The following is a 19,789-nucleotide window of genomic DNA, read 5'->3' as shown; positions in this document are numbered from 1 at the left end:
CCTCAGTCCAGCAGATCCGGCTGCACGCGCACGAGATCGGCGTACAGCGGGCGGAAGTTGAGCCGCCCCATCCCCGGTGTGCCGATGGTCGACGCGGTGTGCCGCGCGACCCCGGGCTCGATCGGCACCGGTGTCCCGGCCGCCTCCGCGAGCAGTTGCACGTGACACGAGCTGTCCATGGTGGTGAACCACCAGGCCGCCTCCTGCACGGTGCCGCCGACCGTGAGCAGCCCGTGGTTGCGCAGGATCACCGCCTTGCCCGTGCCGAGGCGGACCGCGATCCGCTTGCCCTCGTCGGAATCCAGCACCACGCCGCCGAACTCGTCGAAGACCTCGTGGTCCTCGTAGAACGCGCAGGCGTCCTGCGTGATCGGGTCGAGTTTGCGGCCCAGCGCCGCCCACGCGCGCCCGTAGGTCGAATGCGCGTGGGCGACCGCGACGACGTCGGGCCGCGCCGCGTGGACGTGCGAGTGGATGACGAACCCGGCCGGGTTGATCCTCCCGTCGCCTTCGACGACTTCGCCCCGGCTGTCGACCAGCAGGAGATCGCTGACCCGGACGTGTCCGAAGTGGACACCGAACGGGTTGATCCAGAACTTCTCCGAGTCGCCGGGATCCCGGGCGGTCACGTGGCCGCCCGCGCCCTCGTCGAAACCCCGCACCGCGAACAGCCGCATGGTCGCCGCCAGGCGTTGCTTGCGGTAGAGCCGTTCCTCTCCGACGGTCCTCATCCGCAGCCGCCCGGGCTGTCCCAGTCGTAGACGGCGCCCTCGTCCAGCAGTTCGGCGGGCACGCCGTACCACTCGGACTGGGGCAGCTCGATGACCGTGGCATCCTGGTCCTCGCTCATGCCGCACGCTCCTCTCGCACCGCGGGCCGCCAGACCTCCAGGAACGCGTCCAGCCGGTCGAATCCCCAGAAGCGGTGACGGCCCCATTTGAAGTAGGGGATGCCGAAGATGTCGTCGAGATACGCCTGGTAGAGACAGTCGACCCCTTCGGCGCGGATCTCCGGGTCGTCGACAGCGCCGACGGCCAGCTCCGGGTCGAAACCGGCCCGCTCCGCCGCGGCGCGGACGACGTCGGGCTCGCAGATGTTGTCGCCGCGACCCCAGCGCGCCTCGTTGAGCGCGTCGTAGAACGGCCACTCGACACCCTCGCGGCGTGCGCGCAGCCAGGCCAGATGCGGCAGTTCCCACCACGGCTCGATGTCGATCGGCCAGGCCATCTTGCGGCCCTGTCCCTCGGCGATGCGCTTGGTGTCCATCAGCATGTACAGATGCTTCGCGCGGCTCATCTGCACGTAGTGGAACTCGCCGCCGCGCTCGTCGAGGCCGGCCCCGGTCACCGTGTCCGGATCCCAGTACGGAAGGCACACCAGCTGTTCGAGCGCGCCGGGCACCTCGTCGCGCAGGCGGTTGATCGCGAGCCAGCTGTACGGGCTGCGGAGCGAGAAGTACAGCTTGGCGGGCCGGCTCACGCCCGGTCCCCGAGCAGCGCGTGCACGACACCGTCGTCCAGCTGGGCCATCCCGCCCGCGCCCGGACCGGCCGCGATGGCGTAGCCGTGCAGGATCTGGGCGGTGGCCACCGGGACCAGTTCCGAGCCACGCTGCACGTAGCAGTCCATGCGGCCGTCGAACATGACCCCGCGCAGGATGTCGGTCACGGTGAACACGGTGTGCACCGTCTCCTCCATCCGCGCGTCCTCGAGCAGCCGGACGCGGGCGCGGGAGACGACCGGGATCCACGCGCGTTCGGACAGCATGCGGCCGACTGAGATGCCGCGGTCGGCGAGGTAGCGGTCGACGACCTCCTCCAGCGTCCGGACGAAACCGGAGTGCTGGACGCGGTCGGAGTAGTGGCAGTAGAAGTACGGCGCCCGCCAGGACCACAGGAACGCGCCCGGTTCCGCGGTCAGCACCGACTCGGCGGTCTCCCCGGCGGGGATCGCGATCCGCGCCGTAGTCGACGTCAGCGCCGGGACTTCCAGGTGCGCCAGCGCTTCGGGGGCGGCCGCCGTGGTGTCCGCCGCCCGCTCGCGGACCAGCGCGACGGTGACCTTGCCGCGCAGCACGGTGACCTTCGCGCCGTCGCGGACCACCGAGAGCAGGACGTTCAGCTTGTCGCCGCGGCCGGGGGTGACCTCGACTTCGACCTCGTCGTCGAGTTCCAGCACCGCGGGCAACTGCACCGAGCAGTCCACGATCTCCGCGCCGAGGCCGTGCTCGAGGAAGAGGTCGCGCGCACTCGTGCCCTGGTCGCGCAGCCACTGCAGGACACCCTGCTCGACCAGGTACATGAAGTGCTTGAAACCGATCCAGGTGCGGATGTTGGCGCCCTCGAACGCGGGGCGGCCGTGCGTGACGGTCCGGCTTGGCCGCAGGACTGCGGTCATCGGAGTTCACCTACCTTCGGGATGGTCCGGACGTCCTCGACGAGGCCGGTCACCTCGGCCGCGGCGTACCGGGCGTAGCGGACGTGGAAGAAGTGGTCGCCGCGTTCGTGCGTGTGCAGCGTCGCGCCCGGCATGCCCGCGGCGAGCGCGACGGCGGACTCGGCGGGCAGCGTCGGGTCTTGGCCGCCGACGAGCACCTTCGTCGGGATCTCGACGTTGCCGAGCTGGAGGTCGGCGCTCGCGGCGTAACGGTCGAACACCGATGCGAAACCGAGCGGCCCGGCGCGGTTCAGCGCGATCTTGACCATGCCGTCGATGACCTCGGGGTCCAACGTGGCCGCTCGTTTGCCGAGCCGGGCGCGGACACCCTCGCCGACGTGCGCGGTGAACGTCTCGCGCGAGCGCTCGAACATCCGCCAGGTCACCTCGTACCGGGGCAGCCGGTAGAACGGGCAGAACAACGCCACCGACGAACCGACACGCGGATCGAGCGCGCACATCAGCTCCAGCGCGGCGTTGGCGCCGAACGAGTGCGCCACGAGGACGTCCGGGGTGGTGCCGAGCAGGTCGAGGCCGTCACCGAGCCAGTGCCCGAAGGAGCGATTGCGCCAGCGGAAGTCGTTGCCCGCCTTCCACGGCAGCTCCAGCGAGACCACCCGGTACCCCTGGTCGAGATGGGCCGCCAGCGGCGTCCAGCTCTTCCAATGGCCTTCCATCCCGTGGACGAACAGCACCAGCGGCGCGCCGGGCCTGCCGGGCGAGATCGTGTGCGCCTTCACCGCTGAACCGTTCACCGGGACCCCATCTCATCGCTGTGATCAGTGACGGCGACCGAAACCGCCGGTCCGTCGTCGGGCCGTCGCGGGCCGATGCCCACGCGGCCTTCGCCTTCCGCGACGGCGAGGTGGGCGGCGAGCGCGAGCTCCACGACCCCGTGCGCGCCGTAGAAGTCGCCCCACTGTTCCTTGACGTCGAAACCGCCGGGCCCGACCGTGCGCCGGGGCAGCGGCGCGGCCTCCCATGGCTCGACGTCGACGACGGCGTGTCCGGAGTTCTCGCGCCAGGGCTCGAGGATCACGCACGCGCTCCCCGCGCGCAGTGGTCCGTCGTGCAGGATCGAGGCGATCTCGTCCTCCGGCTCGGCCCCGACGAGCACCACCCGGGTGGCCCGGCCGGAACGCAGCAGCAGACTCGCCATCCGCAGGCCGGCGAGCCCGGCGGTACTGCCGGAACACAGCATCAGGTTGGGACCGCCGAAACCGAACCACAGCGCGACCGTGCTGGCCACGACGTTCGGCGACACGTTGGGCGCGTCGAGCACGCTCACCGCGCGACCGCCTTCCGCCTCGACCGCACGCGCGACCTTCGCGACCGTCTCGACGTTGCCGAGATTGCTGCACGCGACCACCGCGGTACCGGTTTCGATCGGCCCGGTGGCCCGTTGCCCCGGCTCGAAACCGAGTGCGCGATGCACCGCGCACAACGCGAGACGGGTCGAAGGTTCCTTGTACAGCAGACCTTTTCGCCCCAGGACGGTGGCGGCCTTCTCCGGCGGCGCGCCGTCGAACCCCGCGACCCCTGGCAGGTGCAGGCTCCAGCCGGTGAGCAGCAAGCGGGTCTCCCTCGCCCGTACCCCGGGCTCGCGCGCGGTCATGCCCGCTCCAGCAGGGTGACGGCGTTGACCCCGCCGAAGCCGAACGCGTTGACCTGCACCAGATCCGGCCGCGCGGTGACGGCGTCACCGATGACGAGCCGCAATCCGGTGCCTTCGTCGAGAGGGTCGGTCAGGCCGGCGACGGCGGGCACTTCGCCGGAAGCGAAGATCCGCAGCGCGACGTCCACGTTGACCAGTGCGGCGCTGCCGGACGTGTGACCCGTCGAGCCCTTGACCGCGGTGACGAGCGGGTTCCCGCCGCCACCGAGGACGACCTTGCGCAACGCGTCGCATTCGACCGGGTCGTTGAGCGCGGTGCCGGTCGCGTGCGCCACCACGACGTCCACATCGGACGGGACGCGGCCCGCACGCGTGTAGGCGTCGGACATCGCGCGGGCGATGCCCTCGATGTCCGGTGCCGTGGCGTGGTAGGCGTCGCAGGAAAGACCGGTCGCGGCGACCTTGCCGAGCGCCGGGCCTTCCCAGGTCTCGGGAACGACGACGAGTGCCGCCGCGCCCTCACCGAGGAGCACGCCGGTGCGCTCGCGGTCGAACGGCCGCACGCGCTCTGTCGGTTCCTCGGCGACACGGCCGATCATGGCGAGCATCGACCGCGTCATCGCGTCGGCGGCGGCGACCACGACGGCGTCGCATTCGCCCAGTTCCAGAAGGTCCTGTGCGAGCGCGAGAACGTGGCCGCCCGCGCTGCACGCGTTGACGACCGTGGTCACGTCCGTGACGCCGGGCAGGGTTTCGGCCACGACGTCGGCGAAGTCCAGCCGTCCGGCCGAAACGGTCTCGCCGGTGAGCGCGAGCCGTTCCACCGCGGACAGCTCACGCAGCCCCGTGCCGATCAGCACGGCGACCCGCGTCGTCGCGGTGTCCACACCGGACTGCGCGACGGCTTCCTTGAGGCATTCGGCCAGGAGCCGTCCCGCGCGGAACAGCTCGTCGTCGAGGTCTGCGTGGTAGCCGTAGGCGACGTTCAGCTGCCCGGGTTCGCCGTACCGGAGCGGTGAGACGCCACAAGCGCCGCGGAGCAGGCCGTCGAACGTCTCCGCGCCCGAACCGAGGCAGGTGCGCACCGCGCTACCCGCGATCAGGACCGCCATCGGCGTACCTCCTCACGATGGCGGCGCCGACGGCACCGTCCGCGCCCCGAGCGGTGAGCAGGCTCAGCCCGCCGGGCCCGGCATCGCGCTCTTCGGCCAGCAGGACACCCAGCGCCACCGCGCCGGAGGCCGCGTCGCATTCGCCGAACAGCCGCTTGACCATGACCCGTTCCGGGCCGTGGCCGAGCGCGCGGACGATCGGGCCGTACTCGCGGCGATCGTCGTCGTCGACCTCGCCGGTGTACACAGTGGACACTTCGGACGCGTCGGCACCCGCCTTCGCCAGCACTCGGCGCACACATCCGGCGAGCGCGGTTTCGGCCGCTTCACCGCCGCCGGGCCCATAGGCCGTGGCGACCGCTAGGACACCGGCACGCTGCCGCGTACCCGCCCACTCCGGCGTGTTCTCCTTGGCCAGCACGAACATCCCGGCCGCCTCGCCGGGGGCGACGACGTCGGTCGCCCCGGTCAGGTGAGTCGCCCACGCGCGGTGCGGGGTGAACTCCTCCACCGCGCCCGCGACGACGACGTCGACGTGACCGCGCTCGATGGCGTTGCCCGCGTACCGCAGCACGTTGAGGAAACCGAGGGTGCCGCCCGCGATCGTGGTGTTCGCCCCGCGGAGGCCGAACCGGATGGCGACCTGGCCCGCGGCACAGTTCATCACCGTGTTCGGGAACAGCATCGGGTTGACCAGATACGGCTTGTCCTGCACCAGGGTCTCACGGGTGTAGTCGCTGGTGGACTTGAAGCTGCCCAGCGAAGTCCCGAGCACCACGCCGATCCGCGGCCGGACCTCGTCGTCGAGGGACACCCCGGCTTCGCGCAGCGCCTCCTGGCAGCACACCACGGCCAGCCCGGTGGCCCGGTCGTAGGTGCTGGTCCCCTTGCGTCCCAGGTGTTCCCGGGGACTGAAGCTGTTGAGGAAGTGCCCGCTCGTCACGGGCAGCGGCTCTTCGTAGAGGTCGCCGATCTCGTGGCCCTTCTCGACCTGGCCCGCCTCGGCCAGTGCGAGCTTCTTCGCCAGCGCGTCCACGCCGACGCCCGCGGAGGTCAGCGCGCTCCAGCCGGTCACCACCACACCGCTCATTCTGGCGCTCCCAACATCACGATGGCGTTGTTGCCACCGAAGGCGAAACCGTCGTTCTGGACCACCCGGACGTTCGCCGGACGGGCCGCGTTCGGCACCGGGTCGACACCGCCCAGCTCCGGATCGGCGGTGGTCCAGTTGACCGTGGGCGGCAGGAAACCCCGGTCGATCGCGATGGTCGAGGCGATCGCCCCGAACCCGCAGGCCGCGCCCATGGTGTGACCGAGCATCGATTTGATCGAGCTGATCGGCGGCGGGCGCTCACCGAAGACCTCGATGACCGCCTTGCTCTCGACCAGGTCGTTCACCTGCGTGCCGGTGCCGTGCGCGGAGATGTAGTCCACATCGGACGGTGAGATCCCGGAGTTGCGATGCGCGATGCGCATGCATTCCGCGACCGTCGGCGCGTCCGGCGTGACCGGGTGGATGGCGTCGCAGTTGACGCCGTACCCGAGCAGTTCCGCGTAGATCGTGGCGCCCCTTTTCCGGGCGTGGTCGAGGGTTTCCAAGGCCAGCACGGCGCCACCCTCGCCGGTGAGGATTCCCGCGCGGCCCTTGTCGAACGGAGTACAGGCGTCCTTCGCCAGCGCGCCGAGCCGGTAGAAACCGGCGTGTGCCCAGCGGCACACCGAATCGGCGCCGCCGGCGAAGACGACGTCGGCCTCGCCGCCCGCGAGCAGGTCGTAGGCGTAGCCGATCGCGTAGTTGCTCGCCGAGCAGGCGGTCGCGATGGTCAGCGACTCGCCGGCCAACCCGAGCTCCTCGCTGACCGCGTTCGCCAGCCGGTTGGCGGGCAGCTGGGTCAGCAGCGCCGGGTCCTGCGCGGCGAAACCGTCGGCGATGATCTGCGCGGTGAGCGCCTCCGCGACCGCGGACTCACCGCTGGTGGTGCCCATGATCGCGTGCGCACGCCCCGGCTCCACCGAAGTGAGGTCGAGCCGGGCGTCGGCGACCGCCAGCTGCGCGGCGCTGGCCGCGAACTGGCTGGACCGCCCCCACCGCGCCGGGTCCACCCGGCGGAGATGGGCGCCCGGATCGAAGGTCTGGACCTCGCCCGCGTTCCGGTGCGGGAACCCGGCCGGGTCGAAGCTGGTGATGGGCGAGATCCCGGATCGGCCGGTGCGCAGCGCCTCGGCGAACGCGGCTATCCCGATCCCGATGCTCGACACCGGGCCGACCCCGGTCACGACAACGCGGGCCACGGTTCATCCCTTCTTGACGGAGTGCCGGATCAGGGCGTCGTTGACCGCCTTGAGCGTGCGCAGCTCGGGCAGTTCCGCCTGCGGGATCTCGACCTTGTACTGCTTGTCGATACGGGCGAGGATTTCGATGGCACGCAGGGAATCGGCCTCGTAGTCGTCGATGAAGTCCCCGTTGTCCTCCAGCTCCTCGGGCTCGAGTTCGAGCACCTCGGCGACCAGCTCGCGAAGTTCCTCGAGCTGGGTGTCGGTCTGCGTCATGACGATCCTCCGATTTCGTTGTCCGGTTCTCACGCCGCGGGCCGCACGGGGCGTCGCGTCGCGGTCAGGGTGGTGACGGTGGCGATCAGGCGATCGCCGACCCAGGTCTGCCCGGTGGCGAAGGCCGTGTCGGCCAACACCGACTCCAGGCGGACCTCGTGGCGCAGCACGTCACCAGGACGGGCGGCGCCCGTGAAGCGGTAGTCACGGGCACCGATGAACATCAACGTCGAGTCGTCGTCCTCGACCGGCTCACGCCCGTCGAGCCAGAGGAGCGCGGCACTCTGCCCGAACGACTCGATCATCAGCGACTTCGGGTAGTCGTACCGGTCCGCCGGGGCGCCGTCCGGAATCCCCTCGTAGCAGGGCTCCGTACCGGTGACCGCCTTGATCGTGACGATCGACTCGCCCGGGACCAGTTCCAGCACACGGTCCACCAGCAGCAGCGGGTACCGCTGTGGGAGCTGAGCGCGGATGTCGTGGTGCTCGGTCATCCCGCGACCTCCTCGAAGGAGGCGCGGATCTTGGCCGTCGTCGTCTCACCGAGGGTGGCCTTGCCGGTCACGTCCCAGCCGTCCGGGGTGCGCTTCGCGGTGGCGGTCAGCACCATCCGGTCGCCGTCGAGCAGCGGCGCGAGGAAACGGACCGACCGGACGGTGCTCAACCGCGCACCCGCGGCCTCGCGCATCGCCTGCTCCAGCGTCTCGATGACGAAAACGCCGGGGTACACCGCCTGACCGGGGAAATGCCCGCGCAGATTGGGTTCCTTGCCGTCCACGGTGATCTGGGCGACGAGCTCGAGGTCGTCCCCCGAGGCACGGACGTCCAGCGTGTCGACCGCCCGCAGCGGCGCGGCGAAGGCAGGAATCGGGGTCACAGCGTGATCCCCCCGTCGATCTGCAGCACCTGTCCGGTGATGTAGGAGGCACGGTCGGAGACCAGGAACGCGACCAGTTCGGCGACGTCCTCGCCGGTGCCGAACCGTTTGGCCGGGATCTGCGTGAGCGCCTTGGCGCGCTGCTTCTCGCCGAGGGAACCGGTCATGTCGGTCTCGATGAACCCGGGCGCGACGACGTTGACCCGGACACCGTGCCCGGCGACCTCCTTGGCCAGCGACTTGCTGAAGCCGATGATGCCAGCCTTGCTGGCGGAATAGGCGGTCTGGCCCGCGTGGCCGTAGACGCCGGCGACCGAGGACATGTTGACCACGACGCCGCCGCGGTTCTTCATGAACCGGAAGGCCATGGCGCGGCAGAAGTTCCACGTACCGGTGAGGTTCGTGGCGAGCACCGCGTTCCAGTCCTCGGCGCTGGCGAGGACCAGCGGGCTGTCCTTGGTGATCCCCGCGTTGTTGATCAGCAGGTCGATCGGGCCGAGCTTCTCCTCGGCGTCCTTGACGAATTGCTCGACGGCCTCGGAATCGGCGACGTCGCATTCCGCGAAATAGCCGGGTACGCCGATCGCCGCGATGTCCTCTTCGATTTCCGCCGACGCCGCGCTCGGTTTCGAGAAACAACCCGCGACGGCGTAGCCCTCCTGGGCCAGCCGCAGCGCGACGGCCCGGCCGATCCCTCGTGAAGCCCCGGTGACCAGGGCCCGGTGGTGCTCTGCCACGCCGCCTCCTCGGTTTCCAGCACAATTTGTTTCTATTTTAAGAAGCGCGGCGCAAACTATTCTTCTCATCGTTTGCCGCGAGTTCCGCGAACACTTCGACGGTGTCCGCGCCCGGCAGGGGAGCACCGTGACGAACCTTCGTCGGAGTACGGGAGAACTTCACCGCCGGCCCGACGATCGGCGCCGTGGTTCCGTTGCTCAGCACCGTTTCCTGCAACATCGCCCGGGCCTGGACGTGCTCGTCGGCGACGGCTTCGGTGAGCGTGCGCACCGGCGCGGCGACGAGCCCGTTGCCGTTGAGCTCCTCGAGAGCATCGGCGAGCGGGCGTCCCGCGCACCAGCCCGAGATCATCGCGTTGATCGGTTCTCGATTGGCCAGTCTTTCGACGTTCGTGCGGAATCCCTCCGCGCGGCCGAGTTCCGGTCTGCCGATGATTTCGGTGAGCACGCGCCAGTGCCGGTTGATCGCGACCGCGAGATACAAATGGCCGTCGGCGCATTCGTAGACGTTCGCCGGAACGACGAAATCGGTCTCGTTGCCCAGCCTCGGCGGCGGGGCGCCGGTCGCGGCGAGGGTCGGCAGGCCGCTGCTGCTGGCGAGCAGGCAGTCCACCATGGCCACGTCGACGTGCTGCCCTTCGCCGGTCCGGTTCCGGTGCGCCAGCGCGGCGAGCGCGCCGATCGCCGCGTGCAGGCCCGCGAGCTCGTCGGCGAGGAACGTCGGAGCGCGGACCGGCGGCCCCTCCGGGAGACCGTTGAGCGACATCCAGCCCGCCGCGGCCTGGATCGCGGGATCGTAGGCGGGCAGATGCGATTTCGGTCCGTACTGCCCGAAGCCGGACACCGAAACGAAAACGATGTCCTCGCGCGCCGCCCGGCATGCCTCGTACCCGGCGCCCCAGCCGTCCAGGGTGCCGGGCTTGTAGTTCTCGACCACGATGTCCGCGTGGGCCACCAGCTCCAGGAACCGCGCGCGATCGAGGTCGGCACGCAGGTCCAGCCCGGCACTGCGTTTGTTGCGGTGCACGGTTTCCCGGAACCAGGACAGCCCGGTGCCGGGGATGTTCGGCGGCACCTCGCCGTCGTGGCCGTCGGCGAGCTCGATCCGGACCACGTCGGCCCCCAGGTCCGCCATGACGCAGGTGGCGAGCGGACCGGACCAGACCTTGGTCACGTCCAGGACGCGCACACCCTCCAGCGGACCGTCCGAGCCGGTCCGCGCACGGCGGAAGAACTCCTCTTCGCGCATGGTCAAAGCCTTTCCAGCAGGGAAGCGGTGCCGAGCGAACCGCCGCAGCACATGGTGATCAGCGCGGTCGACGTGCCGGTGCGCTCGAGTTCGTGCAGTGCCGTCACCAGCAGCCTGGTCCCGGTCGCGCCCAGCGGATGACCGAGCGCGATGGCGCCGCCGTTGACGTTCACGCGGTCGATGTCCGCGCCGTGCGCCTTGGCCCAGTTGAGCACCACCCCGGCGAAGGCCTCGTTCACCTCGCAGATGTCCACATCGGACAGTCGGCGGCCGGTCCGGCGCAACACCCGCTCGGTGGCGACCACGGGCCCGTCGAGCAGGTAGTACGGATCGGCGCCGGTGACGACCTGGCCGACCAGCCGTGCCCGCGGGGTCAGGCCCAGCGCGCGTGCCTTGCCGTACGACATCCAGAGGATGGCGGCGGCGCCGTCGGAGATCTGCGACGTCGACCCCGCGGTGTGCACCGCGCCTTCGATGTTGGGCCGCAGCGCGGCAAGACCTTCCAAAGTGGTGTCACGGATGCCTTCGTCGCGAGTGACCGCGCCGACCGGGGAGACTTCACGGTCGAACCGGCCCTCTTCCCACGCCCGGGCCGCGCGCTGCTGGGAGAGCAGGCCGTAGTCGTCGGCGTCCGCGCGCCCGATGCCTTCGCGCTCGGCGATCCGCTCCGCGCCGCCGAACTGCGCCTTGGGCGGGTCGTCCCACGGGTAGTCGCGCGTCTTGTAGTGCCCGGGGCCCTGGTAGAGGTTCGTCCCGATCGGCACCCGGCTCATCGACTCGACGCCGCAGGCGATCCCGGTGTCGATGGCGTCCGCGGCGATCAACGCGGAGATCAGGTGGTTCGCCTGCTGTGCCGAGCCACAAGAAACGTCCACTGTGGAGCAACCGACGCCGGGGTCGTGACCGGAGTTGAGCCAGGCGTTGCGGGTGACGTTGAGGCTCTGCTCGCCGGACTGGGTCACGCAGCCGCCGATGATCTGGTCGACGTCGCCGGGCTCGATGCCGGCGCGGGCGATGACCTCCAGCTGGACATGCCGCATCAGTTCGACGGCCTTCAGTTCGGCGAGCACCCCGCCGCGCTTGCCGAGCGGGGTGCGGACGGCGGAGACGATGACCGGGGTGCGGTCGTTCAGCGCGGCCACGGGCGGGTACCTGCCTCTCCACCGGACGCGGTGCCCGGCTCCCCCATCGTGGTGCGGCCCCGGCAGGCGAACGTCTCTCGGATTGCGGACCCAGCTGGGGTTTCTCCGTAGTTGCGGGAATGGTTCGCGCACCCCCTCACGATCACCGAGGCTGGTTATGGTGCCTCTATGCGGCTGGACGACAGCGAAGATCAAGCGGCATTCCGGGCGGGCCTCAAGGCCTGGCTCGCCGAGCAGTTACCCGAAACCACGCCGAGCGCGCCTCGCGCGTGGTCCGCCGACGAGTTGCGTGCCTGGAGCAAGGCGCTGCACGCGGCCGGATACGCCGGCCTGACCTGGCCCGCCGACCACGGCGGCCGGGGGCTTTCCCCCGCGTACCAAGCGATCTACGCGGAAGAGAGCGCGCTGGCCGAGGCACCGGACCACGCCGGGGTGATCGGGCTGGGCATGGTCGGCCCCGCGATCGTCCACTATGGAACGGACGGGCAGAAGGCCACTCATCTCCCCAGGATCCTTTCCGGGGAAACGATCTTCTGCCAGGGCTTCTCCGAGCCGGACGCCGGATCGGACCTCGCCTCGGTGCGCACCCGGGCGCGCCGCATCGACGGTGGCTACGTCATCGACGGCGAAAAGGTCTGGTCCTCCTACGCCCATTTGGCCGACCACTGCCTGCTGCTCGCCCGTACCGACCCGGACGCGGCCAAACACCGCGGGCTGACCTGTTTCCTGCTCGACATGCGCGCGCCCGGTGTCGAGGTGCGGCCGCTGCGTCAGCTGTCCGGCGACACCGACTTCAACCAGATCCTGCTGACCGGCGTCGAGATCCCCGACGACTGCGTGCTCGGCGAACCGGGGCAGGGCTGGCGGGTCGCGCTGACCACCCTCGCGCACGAGCGCGGCACTTTCGGCATCACGCTCACCGCGCGGCTGGCCGTCCAGCTCGACAGGCTGGTCAAGACCGCCAAGGCGTGCGGCGGCGACACCGACCTGCGGGTCCGCGCCGAGATCGCCGAGCTGTACGTCGACCTGCAGGGCCTGCGTTTCACCGGATACCGCGCGCTGGCCGCGATGGAACGGACCGGCGAACCGGGACCGGAGAGTTCGATCCTGAAACTGCGCTGGTCGCAGGCGAACCAGCGGGTGAGCGCGCTCGCGCTGCGGCTGCTCGGCGCGGGTGCGGCGGCCGACGGGACCGACGCCTTCTGGGACGGCTACTGGCAACACCAGCGGTTGCGCAGCCGGGCCAACAGCATCGAGGGCGGGACGTCGGAGATCCTGCGCGGCATCGTCGCGGAGCGGGTCCTCGGCCTGCCGAAATCACGTTAGGACCAGTAGGCGGAGCTGAAGATGTGTCTGGAAGCGACGAAACGCGTGAACCCGCCCGGCCGGAGGCCCCGCTATCGCGGTGGCAGGGTGCCCCGATCGCCCATAGGAACGAGTTTTACCAGGTCGCGCCCTGCCGACGTCGATCGCGGACGCGGGTTCACCAACAAACACGGGGGGTATCGATGGACTTCGCGCTGACCGAGGACCAAGCCGGGCTCAAGGCCGCCGCCCGCACCTACCTCGAGGACACGTACGACCTCGAACGGATAGCGGCACTGGCCGACGAAGGCGGGCAGGACCTCGCCGCCTGGCCCGAGCTGGTCCGGCAGGGCTGGCTCGACCCGGATCTCGACCTGGCGGAGTTCGTTCTGCTGGCCGAAGAGGGCGGACGCGCGCTGCACCCGGTGCCGTGGTTCGCCACCGCGGGGCCGGCGCTGCCGGTGTACCTGGCCGCGGGCGTCGACCTGCCCGGACCGGCGACGCTGGCCGACGGCTCCACCACCTGTCGCGCGGCACGCCGTGACGGTGTTTGGCGGCTGGACGGCGCGGTGCAAGCGGTCCTGCACGCCGAGGTCGCCACGGAGATCGTGGTCGCGGCCCGCACCCCGGCCGGGGTGGCGCTGTTCGGCGTCGATCCGGATGCCGTCTCCGTGTCCCCCCGTGTCGGCGTCGACCCGCTTCGGGCGACGTCGGACCTCGCACTGGCCGGGGCCGAAGGACGGCTGCTGGCCGGGCCGCCGTCCGCCGCGCCACTGCTCGCCGCGATCCGCGGCCGGACCACGACCTTGCTCGCGGGCGAGGCCATCGGCGTCGCGGACCGGGCGCTGGAGATCGCCGTCGGGCACGCGAAGACGCGGACCCAGTTCGACCGTCCCATCGGTTCGTTCCAGGCGGTGAGCCAGCAGCTCGCCGACGGTTACGCCGAGGTCGAGCTCGCGCGTTCACTGGCCTATCGCGCCGCGGTCGTGCCGCAGGACGGCGGGCCCGCCGCCGTGGAAGCGGTCTCGTGCGCCGCGCACGCCGCGAGCCGCGCGGCGATCTCCGTCTGCGAGACGGCGATCCAGGTCTGCGGAGGTATGGGCGTCACCTGGGAATTCCCGCTGCACCGCTGGTTCCGGCGCGCTTTGTGGCTGGAGGCGGAACTCGCCCCGGGACCGTTGGAAGCGATCGCGCACTCACTGTTCGGAGAGCACTCATGAGCCTGCAACTGCACTGGTTCCTGCCGTCGCACGGCGACGGGCGGGAGATCGCCAAGACCGCCGACGGGGTCGCGGCGCCCGGCGCCCGGCGCGAGCCGGACCTCGAGTACCTGACCCAGGTCGCGCTCGCCGCGGACCGCTTCGGGTTCACCGGGATGCTCACGCCGTTCGGGTTGTTCTGCGAGGACCCGTGGGTCGTGGCTTCGGCACTGGTGGGCGCGACGCGGTCGGTCAAGTTCATGATCGCGATGCGGCCGGGATTCGTCTCGCCGCTGCTGGCCGCGCAGACCGCGGCGACGTTCCAGCGCGTCTCCGATTCGAGGCTGCTGCTGAACATCGTGACCGGCGGAGACCCGGACGAGCAGCGCCGCTACGGCGACTGGCTCGACCACGACCAGCGGTACGCGCGCACCGGCGAGTTCATGGACGTCTTCCGCCAGGCTTGGCCGGGTTCGCGGTTCGACTTCACCGGCACGCACTACACCTTGAAGGCCGGGCTGATCGCCCGGCCGCATCCGGTGCGCCCGACCCTGTTCCTCGGCGGTTCGTCGTCGGCGGCGCTGGAAGTCGCGGCCGCGCAGGCGGACGTGCTGCTGATGTGGGGCGAAACGCCCGCCGCGATGGCCTCGCATCTCGAGCGGTCGCAGGCACGCGCGGAGTCACTGGGACGTTCGCTGCGCTTCGGCACGCGATTCCACGTGATCAGCCGCGACACCTCGGCCGAGGCGTGGAAGGTGGCCGACCAGCTGCTCGCCGGGATGGACCCGGCCCGGATCCGGCAGGCACAGGAACGGTTCGCCGCCACCGAATCCGAGGGCCAGCGGCGGATGGCGGCGTTGCACTCCGGCAATACCGACTCCCTGGAGATCCACCCGAACGTCTGGGCGGGCTATGGCCTGGTCCGTCCCGGTGTCGGCACGGCGCTGGTGGGCAGTCACGAAGAAGTGGCCGAGCGGATCGAGGAATACCATGCCCTCGGTCTCGATCATCTGATCCTTTCCGCTCAGCCGCATCTCGAAGAGGCCTATACGTTCGGCGAAGGCGTGATGCCGCTGCTGCGCAAACGCGGCCTGCTCGCGGAAACCTTCTGAATCAGCTTGGCCGGGTTGGTCGTGAGAGGTGACGCGGACCGGGAACCGCGGTTCGCGGCGATGCCGGAGGCGTGACTCACGTGATCAGGAGCGTGACTCACGTGCTTGAAGGCGGAACTCACGTGTGCGGTGTCTGATCACGCGAGTCACGCCTTCAAACACACGAGGTCCGGGTCGGATCACGTGAGTTTCGGTGCCACATTTGCCCTCCCTCAATAGGTGTCGCGAAAGCCACTTTCGGGACACCTGATGTCCCGAAAGTGGCTTTCGCGACACGGTCGCGCGGCATCGGTGGCGTTTCGGGTTAGAAACCGAAACGCCACTCACGACCAACGTGCGTTGAGGCCTTCGTACCCTTATCCTCTTACTCGACGGTGGAGGAATTGGGACACGCGACGTCCCAATTCCTCCATCGCCGTTCATTCCGACCGTGAGCGTCAGCTGAAGCTGATGATCACGCCGCCGCCGTTGCCGGCGGCGTCACCGAGGCCGACGACGCAGGTGATGACCTTGCAGTCCACCGCGCCGTAGCTGCTGCCGTCGGGCAGGACGCCGGTGAAGTTCTTCTGCACGGTGACCGGGCTCGAGATCTTCCCGGACGCGTCAGCGACCAGCGAAAGCTGCGAAGGGCTGCAAGGGAACTGCCCCGTCGCGTCCTGGGCACACTCGCCCACACGATAAGTGGCTCCCGGCGTCAGTCCGGTTCCGGTCACCTGGACCACCGTACCGTTCGAGAGCCCCGAGGACGGCGTGACCGTGACGGCCGCCGCGGCGGAAGCGCCCGGTGCGACGACAGCCAGCAGGCCGAGAGCGGCGATGGCGGAACCGGCGAACTTGGCGACAAGCTTTGCGGACACAGTAATCACTCCGATTCATTGCTGGGGATTTTCCGACTTACCAGGCGCGGGTTCCGTTGCCCCCCGGCGTCCTGGTAACAACGTTACGATCACGGACCTAGATCGTCAACTCTTTCTTCGAGCAGTTTTCGAGTAGGCCGCAAGAAAAAACGTGCAATAAACTCGCGCGCTTCATGCGTAATTCACGGGTGGAAAGCCAGTCAGGAGAAGAGGGTTCGAGGGCGCGCGCGGGAACCTGATTCAGTGACCTCTTCCAGCTCCGAATTCCTGTTCGGTGGCGCGCCAGAAAGGCACGCCGCCTACGCCGCGCTGCGCGAAAGCGGCCCTGTCCGAAGGATCACCCTCTCCTCGGGTACGAGCGGCTGGCTGGTGAGCGGCTACGCCGAGGTCCGCCAGGCACTCGCGCATCCTGGGCTGAGCGGGCGCACCGGTGTCGTCGGCGACCGGCGCGGCTTGTCCGAGGACGTCCGGCTCGGCATGAACACGCACATGCTGAACCTCGACCCGCCGGACCACACCCGGCTCAGAAGGCTGGTGTCCGCCGCCTTCACTGTGCGCCGGATCGCCCAGTTGCGCCCCAGGATCGAGGCCATCACGGCCGAACTCCTCGACGCCGTCGCCGATTTCGACGAGGTCGACCTGATCAAGGCGCTCGCCCTGCCACTGCCGATCCGCATCCTCACCGAGATGCTGGGCGTGCCCGAGGACGAGGCGGGCGCCTTCCACGGCTGGACCGAGATCCTCACCGCCAGCGCGCTCCCCGTCGACGAGCTCGACGCGGCCGCCGCCGAAATGTTGCGCTATGTCAGGAAACTCCTCGCGGAGAAACGCGCGAACCCCGGCACGGACCTGCTTTCCGCACTCGTCACGGTGCACGACGGCGACGACCGGCTGACCGAGCACGAGCTGACCTCGATGGTCTTCCTCCTGCTCATCGCCGGGCACGAGACCACCGTCCACCTCATCGGCAACGCCACTCTCGCGTTGCTCGAGAACCCGGCGCAGCTCGCCGCGTTACGCGCGAATCCGGAGGGAATGCCCGCCGCGGTGGAGGAGTTCCTGCGCTACGAGAGTCCGGTGCACGCGGCGATGCGCTACTCCAACCAGGAAGTGGAACTCGGCGGCGTGACGATCCCGGCGGGCTCGCTGGTGATCGTGTCGCTGCTGGCCGCCAACCGCGACCCCGCCCGCTTCCCCGGCGCGGACGCGCTGGAACTCGACCGCGGGGACAACCCCCAGCTCGCCTTCGGGCACGGCATCCACCACTGTCTCGGCGCGCCGATGGCCCGGCTCGAAGGCGGGATCGCGATCGCCGCCCTGCTCACCCGGTTCCCGGACCTGCGCGAGGCCGTCCCCGCGGAAAGTCTCCGCTGGCGCGTCAGCATGGTGATGCACGGCCTCGAAGCCCTTCCCGTCCGGCTTCGCTGACGAGTGTCCTTAAAGGACGCTTTAGCTCGACCGCCACCAAACCAGCAGGCTGGGATAAGACGCGCTCGAAACCGCGGTGCGACACTTTTCGTAGACGATCACGAATTCGCGGTGCGTATCTCACGTCCGCGAGCCGCGTCACCTCCTATTCCTGGGAAGGGAGTAGAACGTGTCCCAAGACCTAGGCACCCCGGTCACGAGCACCGCGCCGCGAGGCTCTGCCCCGCCCGTGCGGACGCCGAAGAAGAAGACCAAAACGGGGCTGTCCGCACTGGCCGCCAAGCGCATCGCCGTCCTGAGCTCGCTCGTCGCCGGCGTCGCCTACGGGTGGGGTATCGGCGGGAACGCCGCACACTACGCCTACGCCGCCGCGGTCCGCAGCATGTCCGCGAACTGGCACAACTTCCTTTACGGCGCCTACGATCCCGCCGGATTCATGAGTGTCGACAAGGCGCCAGGGTCGCTCTGGCTGCAAGCGCTTTCGGTGCGCATCTTCGGTTATGAGACCTGGGCGCTGTTGTTGCCCGGTGTCATCGCTGGCGCCTTCTCGGTGTTCGTCCTGTTCGTGCTGGTCCGCCGCTGGGCCGGGCACGCGCCCGCGGCACTGGCCGCGGTCCTGCTCGCCGCGACACCGATCACGATCGCGGGCACCCGGGTCAACCTGCCCGACTCGACGCTGATCCTGACGCTGCTCGTCGCGACCTACGCCTTCTGGCGAGCGCTGGAAAACGCGTCGCCGCGCTGGCTGCTGCTGACCGCCGCGCTCGTCGGCGTCGGCTTCCACATCAAGCTCGCCATGGCACTGGCCGTCCTGCCGGTACTCGGGATCGTCTACCTCGTCGCCGCGCCGACCTCGCCGGGGCGCCGGGTGCTGCACCTGCTGGGCGCCGGCGCGGTCACCGCCGCGGTGTCCTCGGTCTGGATGCTCATCGTCGCGCTGACCCCCGCGGGCTCCCGTCCGTACATGGACGGCAGCACCTCGAACTCGGTGTGGCAGATGGTCTGGTCCTACAACCTCTTCGACCGCACCGACGCCCCGAAGAGCGGGAACTCGGCCGAACTTCCGGTGCTGCCCGACGGCAAGGTCACGCCGGTCGACCAGGGTGGCGAGACCGGGGTGTTCCGCCTGTTCAACGACCTGATCGGCGGCCAGATCTCGTGGCTGTTGCCGCTGGCGCTGCTGCTGCTCGTCTTCGGCCTGGTCGCCGCGGGCCGCGCGCCGCGCACCGACAAGACGCGTGCGGGCTGGCTGTTGTGGGGCGGCTGGCTCGTCCTCTACGCCGGCGCGCTCAGCTTCTCGCAGAGCATCCACCCGTACTACACGAGCATCCTGGCACCGGCCATCGCCGCGATCGGCGGCGTGGGCCTGCATCTCGCCTGGACGTCCCGCCGGCACGTGTGGGTGGTACCGGCCGGCCTGCTCGTCACCGGCGCCTGGGCTTTCGTGCTGCTGAGCCGTTCCAGTGACTACGTGCCCTGGCTGCGGCCGGTGGTCGCCGTCGCCGCCGTCCTCGCCGTGGTGCTGTTCCTCGTGCGCCGCACCGGGAAGTTCGCCGTGGTGACCGGCGCCGTCGCCGGGGTCGCGCTGCTGGCCGGGCCGGTCGCCTGGGCGGCGCCCGCCTTCCACCCGCCGACGGATCCGCGGACGGCGATGTTCCAGAACTTCAACCCGCTCGCGGGGCCGAACCCGAACGCGCTCTCCACCGGCATCGACCTGACCAAGCTCATGGCCGGTGGCCCGAAGCCCGGTGCGGCCGGTGCGCAGGGGATGCCGTTGCCGCCGCCGATCATGTTCCAGATGATGCCGTCCGACGCCGACCAGAAACTCCTCGGCTTCCTCAAGGCCAACAAGCGCGGTGAGCGCTTCGATCTGGCGACCTTCGGCGGTACCGGTGCCTCGCCCTACATCCGGGCCGGTCTGTCCGTGATGCCGATGGGCGGTTTCGTCGGCACCATGCCGATGCCGACCGCGGACGGTCTCGCCGACAATGTCCGAAGTGGACAGTTGAGGTACGTCCTGTTCGGCGGGTTCGCCTACGACAGCCCGACCGCGCTGGCCCGCAAGGACTGGGTGGTGCGCAACTGCACCCGGGTCCCGCCGCCCGCCTACACCGCGAACCCGTGGATGGGCTTCACCTCCGCCCTGTTCGACTGCAAGCCGGGAGCGTGAT

General features: G+C 69.9%; 21 protein-coding genes. 5 read left to right on the top strand and 16 right to left on the bottom strand.

The window, feature by feature from the left end; genetic code table 11:
- Positions 1 to 2: 2 nt before the first annotated feature.
- Genes ACLJPX_RS13300 through ACLJPX_RS13230 form a run of 15 tightly spaced genes read right to left on the bottom strand, consistent with a single transcriptional unit; the run spans position 3 to position 11,717 of the window.
- Entirely contained in the window at positions 3 to 731 is a 729-nt protein-coding gene (locus ACLJPX_RS13300; RefSeq protein ID WP_410600347.1) for a class II aldolase/adducin family protein, read from the bottom strand.
- Positions 728 to 850, bottom strand: coding sequence for a hypothetical protein (locus ACLJPX_RS13295; protein WP_410600346.1), 123 nt, complete (start codon positions 848 to 850; stop codon positions 728 to 730). The genes ACLJPX_RS13300 and ACLJPX_RS13295 overlap by 4 nt, the downstream gene beginning before the upstream one ends.
- Entirely contained in the window at positions 847 to 1,479 is a 633-nt protein-coding gene (locus ACLJPX_RS13290; protein WP_410600345.1) for a 2-hydroxychromene-2-carboxylate isomerase, read from the bottom strand. Before ACLJPX_RS13290 ends, ACLJPX_RS13295 begins: the two co-directional genes overlap by 4 nt.
- A complete protein-coding gene (locus ACLJPX_RS13285) occupies positions 1,476 to 2,396 on the bottom strand; it encodes a thioesterase (protein WP_410600344.1) in 921 nt (306 codons plus the stop codon). The genes ACLJPX_RS13290 and ACLJPX_RS13285 overlap by 4 nt, the downstream gene beginning before the upstream one ends.
- A complete protein-coding gene (locus ACLJPX_RS13280) occupies positions 2,393 to 3,190 on the bottom strand; it encodes an alpha/beta fold hydrolase (RefSeq protein ID WP_410600343.1) in 798 nt (265 codons plus the stop codon). Before ACLJPX_RS13280 ends, ACLJPX_RS13285 begins: the two co-directional genes overlap by 4 nt.
- Complete coding sequence (locus tag ACLJPX_RS13275) at positions 3,187 to 4,050, bottom strand: beta-ketoacyl synthase N-terminal-like domain-containing protein (protein WP_410600342.1); 864 nt, start codon at positions 4,048 to 4,050, stop codon at positions 3,187 to 3,189. The genes ACLJPX_RS13280 and ACLJPX_RS13275 overlap by 4 nt, the downstream gene beginning before the upstream one ends.
- Positions 4,047 to 5,162, bottom strand: coding sequence for a beta-ketoacyl synthase N-terminal-like domain-containing protein (locus ACLJPX_RS13270; protein ID WP_410600341.1), 1,116 nt, complete (start codon positions 5,160 to 5,162; stop codon positions 4,047 to 4,049). Before ACLJPX_RS13270 ends, ACLJPX_RS13275 begins: the two co-directional genes overlap by 4 nt.
- The gene (locus ACLJPX_RS13265; protein WP_410600340.1) at positions 5,140 to 6,252 is read right to left on the bottom strand and encodes a beta-ketoacyl synthase N-terminal-like domain-containing protein; all 1,113 of its coding nucleotides are present in this window, start codon (positions 6,250 to 6,252) and stop codon (positions 5,140 to 5,142) included. The genes ACLJPX_RS13270 and ACLJPX_RS13265 overlap by 23 nt, the downstream gene beginning before the upstream one ends.
- Positions 6,249 to 7,454 (bottom strand): beta-ketoacyl-[acyl-carrier-protein] synthase family protein, encoded by a 1,206-nt coding sequence (locus ACLJPX_RS13260; RefSeq protein ID WP_410600339.1) that lies wholly within the window; start codon positions 7,452 to 7,454, stop codon positions 6,249 to 6,251. Before ACLJPX_RS13260 ends, ACLJPX_RS13265 begins: the two co-directional genes overlap by 4 nt.
- A gap of 3 nt (positions 7,455 to 7,457) precedes the next feature.
- A complete protein-coding gene (locus tag ACLJPX_RS13255) occupies positions 7,458 to 7,712 on the bottom strand; it encodes an acyl carrier protein (protein WP_184895904.1) in 255 nt (84 codons plus the stop codon).
- Positions 7,713 to 7,741: 29 nt separating this feature from the next.
- Positions 7,742 to 8,206, bottom strand: coding sequence for a 3-hydroxyacyl-ACP dehydratase FabZ family protein (locus tag ACLJPX_RS13250; RefSeq protein ID WP_410600338.1), 465 nt, complete (start codon positions 8,204 to 8,206; stop codon positions 7,742 to 7,744).
- Positions 8,203 to 8,589: a 3-hydroxyacyl-ACP dehydratase gene (locus ACLJPX_RS13245; RefSeq protein ID WP_410600337.1), complete on the bottom strand. Its 387-nt coding sequence runs from the start codon at positions 8,587 to 8,589 to the stop codon at positions 8,203 to 8,205. Before ACLJPX_RS13245 ends, ACLJPX_RS13250 begins: the two co-directional genes overlap by 4 nt.
- Positions 8,586 to 9,326: a 3-oxoacyl-[acyl-carrier-protein] reductase gene (gene fabG, locus ACLJPX_RS13240; RefSeq protein WP_410600336.1), complete on the bottom strand. Its 741-nt coding sequence runs from the start codon at positions 9,324 to 9,326 to the stop codon at positions 8,586 to 8,588. The genes ACLJPX_RS13245 and fabG overlap by 4 nt, the downstream gene beginning before the upstream one ends.
- Positions 9,327 to 9,363: 37 nt before the next feature.
- Positions 9,364 to 10,575, bottom strand: coding sequence for a CaiB/BaiF CoA transferase family protein (locus ACLJPX_RS13235; protein ID WP_410600335.1), 1,212 nt, complete (start codon positions 10,573 to 10,575; stop codon positions 9,364 to 9,366).
- Between the two features lie 2 nt (positions 10,576 to 10,577).
- The gene (locus ACLJPX_RS13230; RefSeq protein WP_410600334.1) at positions 10,578 to 11,717 is read right to left on the bottom strand and encodes a steroid 3-ketoacyl-CoA thiolase; all 1,140 of its coding nucleotides are present in this window, start codon (positions 11,715 to 11,717) and stop codon (positions 10,578 to 10,580) included.
- Positions 11,718 to 11,885: 168 nt separating this feature from the next.
- Between ACLJPX_RS13230 and ACLJPX_RS13225 the strand changes: the two genes are divergently transcribed.
- The 3 genes from ACLJPX_RS13225 to ACLJPX_RS13215 all read left to right on the top strand — a co-directional run bounded on the left by ACLJPX_RS13225 (position 11,886) and on the right by ACLJPX_RS13215 (position 15,333).
- The gene (locus ACLJPX_RS13225) at positions 11,886 to 13,043 is read left to right on the top strand and encodes an acyl-CoA dehydrogenase family protein (RefSeq protein ID WP_410600333.1); all 1,158 of its coding nucleotides are present in this window, start codon (positions 11,886 to 11,888) and stop codon (positions 13,041 to 13,043) included.
- 182 nt (positions 13,044 to 13,225) lie between these two features.
- Positions 13,226 to 14,242, top strand: a complete 1,017-nt coding sequence (locus ACLJPX_RS13220) for an acyl-CoA dehydrogenase family protein (RefSeq protein WP_410600332.1) — start codon at positions 13,226 to 13,228, stop codon at positions 14,240 to 14,242.
- The gene (locus tag ACLJPX_RS13215; RefSeq protein WP_410600331.1) at positions 14,239 to 15,333 is read left to right on the top strand and encodes an LLM class flavin-dependent oxidoreductase; all 1,095 of its coding nucleotides are present in this window, start codon (positions 14,239 to 14,241) and stop codon (positions 15,331 to 15,333) included. The genes ACLJPX_RS13220 and ACLJPX_RS13215 overlap by 4 nt, the downstream gene beginning before the upstream one ends.
- Positions 15,334 to 15,770: 437 nt before the next feature.
- Here ACLJPX_RS13215 and ACLJPX_RS13210 read toward each other — a convergent pair whose 3' ends face one another.
- A complete protein-coding gene (locus ACLJPX_RS13210) occupies positions 15,771 to 16,190 on the bottom strand; it encodes an enediyne antibiotic chromoprotein (RefSeq protein ID WP_410600330.1) in 420 nt (139 codons plus the stop codon).
- Positions 16,191 to 16,433: 243 nt separating this feature from the next.
- Between ACLJPX_RS13210 and ACLJPX_RS13205 the strand changes: the two genes are divergently transcribed.
- Positions 16,434 to 17,618 carry a cytochrome P450 family protein gene (locus ACLJPX_RS13205; RefSeq protein ID WP_410600329.1) on the top strand — a complete coding sequence of 395 codons (1,185 nt, stop codon included), beginning with the start codon at positions 16,434 to 16,436 and terminating at the stop codon, positions 17,616 to 17,618.
- A 169-nt stretch (positions 17,619 to 17,787) separates the two neighbouring features.
- Positions 17,788 to 19,788 (top strand): ArnT family glycosyltransferase, encoded by a 2,001-nt coding sequence (locus ACLJPX_RS13200; RefSeq protein ID WP_410600328.1) that lies wholly within the window; start codon positions 17,788 to 17,790, stop codon positions 19,786 to 19,788.
- Position 19,789: the final 1 nt, after the last annotated feature.

Source organism: Amycolatopsis sp. lyj-90, from assembly GCF_046549035.1.
GTDB lineage: Bacteria > Actinomycetota > Actinomycetes > Mycobacteriales > Pseudonocardiaceae > Amycolatopsis.
The sequence above is the reverse complement of the archived record's forward strand: the minus strand, read 5'-3'. Positions and strand labels throughout refer to the sequence as shown.

Excerpts from the sequence above, each read along its gene's own strand:
- ACLJPX_RS13300 (WP_410600347.1), bottom strand. The coding sequence starts at position 731 with ATGAGGACCGTCGGAGAGGAACGGCTCTACCGCAAGCAACGCCTGGCG.
- ACLJPX_RS13295 (WP_410600346.1), bottom strand. The coding sequence starts at position 850 with ATGAGCGAGGACCAGGATGCCACGGTCATCGAGCTGCCCCAGTCCGAG.
- ACLJPX_RS13285 (WP_410600344.1), bottom strand. The coding sequence starts at position 2,396 with ATGACCGCAGTCCTGCGGCCAAGCCGGACCGTCACGCACGGCCGCCCC.
- ACLJPX_RS13275 (WP_410600342.1), bottom strand. The coding sequence starts at position 4,050 with ATGACCGCGCGCGAGCCCGGGGTACGGGCGAGGGAGACCCGCTTGCTG.
- ACLJPX_RS13270 (WP_410600341.1), bottom strand. The coding sequence starts at position 5,162 with ATGGCGGTCCTGATCGCGGGTAGCGCGGTGCGCACCTGCCTCGGTTCG.
- ACLJPX_RS13265 (WP_410600340.1), bottom strand. The coding sequence starts at position 6,252 with ATGAGCGGTGTGGTGGTGACCGGCTGGAGCGCGCTGACCTCCGCGGGC.
- ACLJPX_RS13255 (WP_184895904.1), bottom strand. The coding sequence starts at position 7,712 with ATGACGCAGACCGACACCCAGCTCGAGGAACTTCGCGAGCTGGTCGCC.
- ACLJPX_RS13250 (WP_410600338.1), bottom strand. The coding sequence starts at position 8,206 with ATGACCGAGCACCACGACATCCGCGCTCAGCTCCCACAGCGGTACCCG.
- ACLJPX_RS13235 (WP_410600335.1), bottom strand. The coding sequence starts at position 10,575 with ATGCGCGAAGAGGAGTTCTTCCGCCGTGCGCGGACCGGCTCGGACGGT.
- ACLJPX_RS13225 (WP_410600333.1), top strand. The coding sequence starts at position 11,886 with ATGCGGCTGGACGACAGCGAAGATCAAGCGGCATTCCGGGCGGGCCTC.
- ACLJPX_RS13220 (WP_410600332.1), top strand. The coding sequence starts at position 13,226 with ATGGACTTCGCGCTGACCGAGGACCAAGCCGGGCTCAAGGCCGCCGCC.
- ACLJPX_RS13215 (WP_410600331.1), top strand. The coding sequence starts at position 14,239 with ATGAGCCTGCAACTGCACTGGTTCCTGCCGTCGCACGGCGACGGGCGG.